This window comes from Kitasatospora sp. NPDC007106 (assembly GCF_040634455.1).
GTDB classification, from domain to species: Bacteria; Actinomycetota; Actinomycetes; order Streptomycetales; family Streptomycetaceae; genus Kitasatospora; species Kitasatospora arboriphila.
In genome coordinates, this window is the sequence record NZ_JBEYFP010000510.1 from 1 (window position 1) to 4,313 (window position 4,313).

Genomic DNA, 4,313 nt, shown 5'->3' on the forward strand with positions numbered 1-4,313 from the left:
CAGGGGGGACCCTGTGGGAGAGTAGGACGCCGCCGAACAATTCTTCTGAGAAGCCCCGCCCGGGGACACCGGGCGGGGCTTCTCGCATTTCCGGGCCAGGCGCGATGTGTCAGCCAGGAGGGGCCGGAGTTCTGCGATCCGTTCCAGCTGCTCGTACTGCTCCTGGAGCGTCGTACCGCCGAGGGCGGGGTGCCGGATGACCGTGGCCAGGGCGGACAGCAGGGTAAGTTCCTCGGCCTGCAGGGCGAATGGCACAGCACCGACGGCACGTCGGTTGCATGGAGAGCGGCCGTTCGGGACTGCGCTGGGGATGGTGCTGCGGCTCGTCGGGTCGCCGGCTTCACCCTGCGGGCGCGCGACGCGCTGCTGACGGCCGGCTATGCGCCGGAGTTCGCGGAGGGCCGAGCTGGGCGGGGACGTGATGCTCGCCGAGCGGCTGCGGGGTGGCGGTCAGAGCCGGCCGGCGGCCTTGAGGGCGAGGTAGGTGTCGGCGAGGGCCGGGGGCAGGGCCGCGGGCGGTGCGTCCAGGACGGTGACGCCGTGCCGGTTGAGGCCCTCGGCGGTGCGGCGGCGGTCGGCCCGGGTCTGCTCTGCGGCGGCCGCGCCGTAGACGGCGTCCAGGGTGCCGCGGGCCGTGGCCAGTTCGTCCAGCCGGGGGTCGGCGACGGAGGCCAGTACGACCTCGTGGCGCTTGGTCAGCAGGGGCAGCTGGGGGAGCAGTCCGTCCTCGGTGGCGCCCGCGTCGAGTCCGGTCAGCAGGACGATCAGCGAGCGGTGCGGAGACATCCGCAGCGCGGCGGCGGTGAGTGCGCGCAGGTCGGTCTCGACGAGCGCGGGCTCCAAGGTGGTCATCGCGTCGGTGAAGGCGGGCAGCACCTCGGCGGCGGAGCGGCCGACCACGGCGGCGCGGCGGACCCGGTCGTGGGCGAGCAGGTCGACCCGGTCGCCGGCCTTGGTGGCGAGGGCGGTGAGCAGCAGTGCGGCGTCGAGCGCGGCGTCCAGGCGGGGGGCGTCACCGACGCGTCCGGCGGAGCCGCGGCCGGTGTCGAGGACGATCAGGATGTGCCGGTCGCGCTCGGGACGCCAGGTGCGGACGGCGACGGTGTTGCGGCGGGCGCTGGCCCGCCAGTCGATGGAGCGGACGTCGTCGCCGGGCAGGTACTCGCGCAGCGAGTCGAACTCGGTGCCCTGGCCGCGGGTCAGGACGGAGGTGCGGCCGTCGAGTTCGCGCAGCCGGGCGAGCCGGGAGGGCAGGTGCTTGCGGCTGGCGAACGGCGGCAGGGCGCGGACCGTCCACGGTACCTGGTGGGCGCCCTGGCGGCCGGCCAGGCCGAGCGGGCCGAGCGAACGGACCGTCACCCGGTGGGCCCGGTGGTCGCCGCGCCGGGTCGGGCCGAGGACGGTGGTGAGCCGGCGCCGCTCGCCGGGCGGGACGGTGACGGTGTGTCGGGAGTTCGCCCAGGAGGTGCCGGGGTGCCAGGCGGACGGTGCCCAGGCGTCCCTGACGAGGGCACGCAGCGGCCTGCCCGAGGGATTGGTGACGGAGAGCCGGACCTCGGCACTCTCGCCGGTCCGGACCCGGGTGTCGCCGTCGCGGGTCAGCTGCAGGGAGCGGACGGGCGCGGCGAGCACCAGGTCGGCGGCAACGGCCAGCAGGAGCAGCAGGGTGACGGTGCCGATGCCCGCCCAGGAGGGGGCGACCAGGCCGACGGCGAGCGCGCCGAGCGCGGCGAGCAGGGCGGTGCGGCCGGTCAGGGCCATGGGCGGGACTCCTCGGGGTGTGCTGGGGTGCGGGCCGGCCGGGGCCGGCGGGTCGGGCCGGTCAGCGCGGGGCGGGCGTCTGGGACAGCACGGCCTGGATCACCGAGTCGGCGGTGGTGCCCTCCATCTCGGCCTCGGCGCGCAGCTGGATGCGGTGCCGCAGGGTCGGCAGGGCGAGCGCCTTGACGTCGTCGGGGGTGACGTAGTCGCGGCCGGCCAGCCAGGCCCAGGCGCGGGAGGTGCCGAGCAGGGCGGTGGCGCCGCGGGGGGAGACGCCGATCGACAGCGACGGGGACTGCCGGGTGGCCCGGCACAGGTCGACGATGTAGGCGAGCACCTCGGGGGCGACGGTGACCTTGGCGATCTCCTGGCGGGCCGCGGCGAGGTGGGCCGGGCCGGCGACCGGGCGGACGCCGGCGGCGGCCAGGTCGCGCGGGTCGAAGCCGGCCGCGTGCCGGGCGAGCACCTGGTACTCCTGCTCGCGGTTGGGCAGCGGCAGGACCAGCTTGAGCAGGAAGCGGTCGAGCTGGGCCTCGGGCAGCGGGTAGGTGCCCTCGTACTCGACCGGGTTCTGGGTGGCGGCGACGAGGAAGGGCTCGGGCAGCGGGCGGGGCTCGCCGTCGACGGTGACCTGGCGCTCCTCCATGGCCTCCAGCAGCGAGGCCTGGGTTTTCGGCGGGGTGCGGTTGATCTCGTCGGCGAGCAGCAGGTTGGTGAAGACCGGGCCGGGCTGGAAGGAGAACTCGGCGGTGCGGGCGTCGTAGACGAGGGAGCCGGTGACGTCGCCGGGCATCAGGTCGGGGGTGAACTGGATGCGCTTGGTCTCCAGGCTGAGCGCGGTGGAGAGGGTGCGGACCAGCAGGGTCTTGGCGACGCCGGGGACGCCCTCCAGCAGCACGTGGCCGCCGCAGAGCAGGGCGACGACCAGGCCGGTGACGGCGGCGTCCTGGCCGACCACGGCCTTGCCGATCTCGTCGCGCAGCGCGGTGAGCGCGGTGCGGGCGTCGACCTCGGCGGGGCCGGGTGCGGCGTCGGCGGGCGCGCCGGTCTTGGTGAGGGTCGTGCTGGCAGCGGGCTGCTCGGTCACGGCTGTCGTACCTGCCTTTCCAGGGCGTCGAGGTCGTCGGAGAGCCGCAGCAGTGCGGCGTCGTCGGTGGGCGGACCGCCGTACAGCAGCGCCTGCAGGTCGGCGGACGGGCGGCCGAGGCGGCCGGCGGCGGCCGCGCAGAGGGCGGCCGGGTCGGGCTCTCCGGCGGCGACCGGGACGCCGAGCACGGGGGCTAGCCGGTGCCGGGCGGCGCGGCGCAGCGCGTCGGCGGCGTGGCCGCGGGCGTTCGCCCTGCGGTAGAGGCGGGCGCGGCCCTCGGTGGTCTCCGCGGCGCGGACCACGACCGGCAGCTCCTCGGAGACCACCGGGCCGAGCCTGCGGGCCCGCCAGGCGGCGGTGAGGGCGGCGGCGAGGGCCAGTTGCAGGCCGGCCCAGCGCCAGCCGTCCGGGACGTGGTCGAGGAGGCTGCGGCGGTCGGCGGTGGCCGGGACGCCGGTGCCGGTGTAGTCGGGGAGGTACCAGACCAGGTGCGGGCGGGAGCCGAGCAGGCCGAGGGCGAGCGAGGCGTTGCCGTCCGAGGCGAGGTGCCGGTTGGTGAGCGGCCGGTCGGTGCCGAGGACGGCGGTCTGCCGGCCGGTCGGGTCGGTGTGCAGGACGAGGGTGGGCCGGCCGTGGCGCGGGTAGCAGGCGGCGTCGTCCGGGCCCGGGAGGTACAGCAGGCCGCCGAGTTCGGCGCTGCCGGCCCGGGTCGCCTCGGGGAGCCCGCAGGCGGGTGCGGTGGACTGCTCGGCGGTGTAGTCGGGCAGCCCGTCGGTGGCGGGTGCGGTGCGGACGCCGGGCGCGAGGGCGGTCAGCTGGGCGTCGTCCGGGGCGAGCAGGACGAGCCGGCCGCCGGGGCCGCGGGCGGCGGCCAGCCGGTCGACGGCGGCGGGGTCGAGCAGGTACGGGTCGGGCAGCACCACGGTGGTGTCGGGGGCGGCGAGCGCGGCGGCCAGTTCGGACTCGCCGGAGGCGGTGCGGACGTCGACCCCCTGCCGCTCCAGCAGGCGGACGAGGGCCCGGGCGCCGTTCGGGTCGGGGGAGCGCGGGTCGAGCGGCGGCCAGGTGCTGGCGCCGCCGAGGCCGCCGACGAGCAGGCCGACCAGGACCAGCAGGGCGGCGGCCAGCAGGTACCAGCGGGCGCGGCGCCAGCGCCGGCGGACCGGTACGGCGAGGCTGGTCGCCGGGGCCGAGGCGGCGGCGTCGCCCGGTGCTCCGGCGGTGGGCGCGGCCGGGTCGGCCGGGGCGGGTGCGGGCGGTGCGGTGGTCATGCGGCGGCTCCGCCGGTCGGGACGAGCACCGGGCGGGCCGCGCCGAGGGCGCGGTCGAGCGCGAGCAGGCCCTCGTAGGCGGCCCGGTCGGCGGTGCGCTCGCCGTACACGATGTCGTCGAAGGTGCGGGCGGCGGCGGCGAGGGCCGCGGCCTGGTCGGGCAGGGCGCGGCCGGCCTCGGCGGCGGCCTCGTC

At 77.5% G+C, this 4,313-nt stretch carries 4 protein-coding genes; all 4 read right to left on the reverse strand.

Annotated features, from left to right (window positions below; all coding sequences use genetic code 11):
• Nucleotides 1-450: 450 nt before the first annotated feature.
• Nucleotides 451-1,761, reverse strand: coding sequence for a DUF58 domain-containing protein (locus ABZ641_RS27240; RefSeq protein WP_344623388.1), 1,311 nt, complete (start codon nucleotides 1,759-1,761; stop codon nucleotides 451-453).
• A gap of 61 nt (nucleotides 1,762-1,822) precedes the next feature.
• Nucleotides 1,823-2,743: a MoxR family ATPase gene (locus tag ABZ641_RS27245; RefSeq protein WP_344623456.1), complete on the reverse strand. Its 921-nt coding sequence runs from the start codon at nucleotides 2,741-2,743 to the stop codon at nucleotides 1,823-1,825.
• 101 nt (nucleotides 2,744-2,844) lie between these two features.
• Nucleotides 2,845-4,119 carry a DUF4350 domain-containing protein gene (locus ABZ641_RS27250; RefSeq protein ID WP_359985808.1) on the reverse strand — a complete coding sequence of 425 codons (1,275 nt, stop codon included), beginning with the start codon at nucleotides 4,117-4,119 and terminating at the stop codon, nucleotides 2,845-2,847.
• Nucleotides 4,116-4,313 (reverse strand): DUF4129 domain-containing protein (locus ABZ641_RS27255; RefSeq protein ID WP_359985810.1); only part of this gene is annotated, 198 nt, incomplete at its 5' end. The genes ABZ641_RS27250 and ABZ641_RS27255, both read right to left, overlap by 4 nt.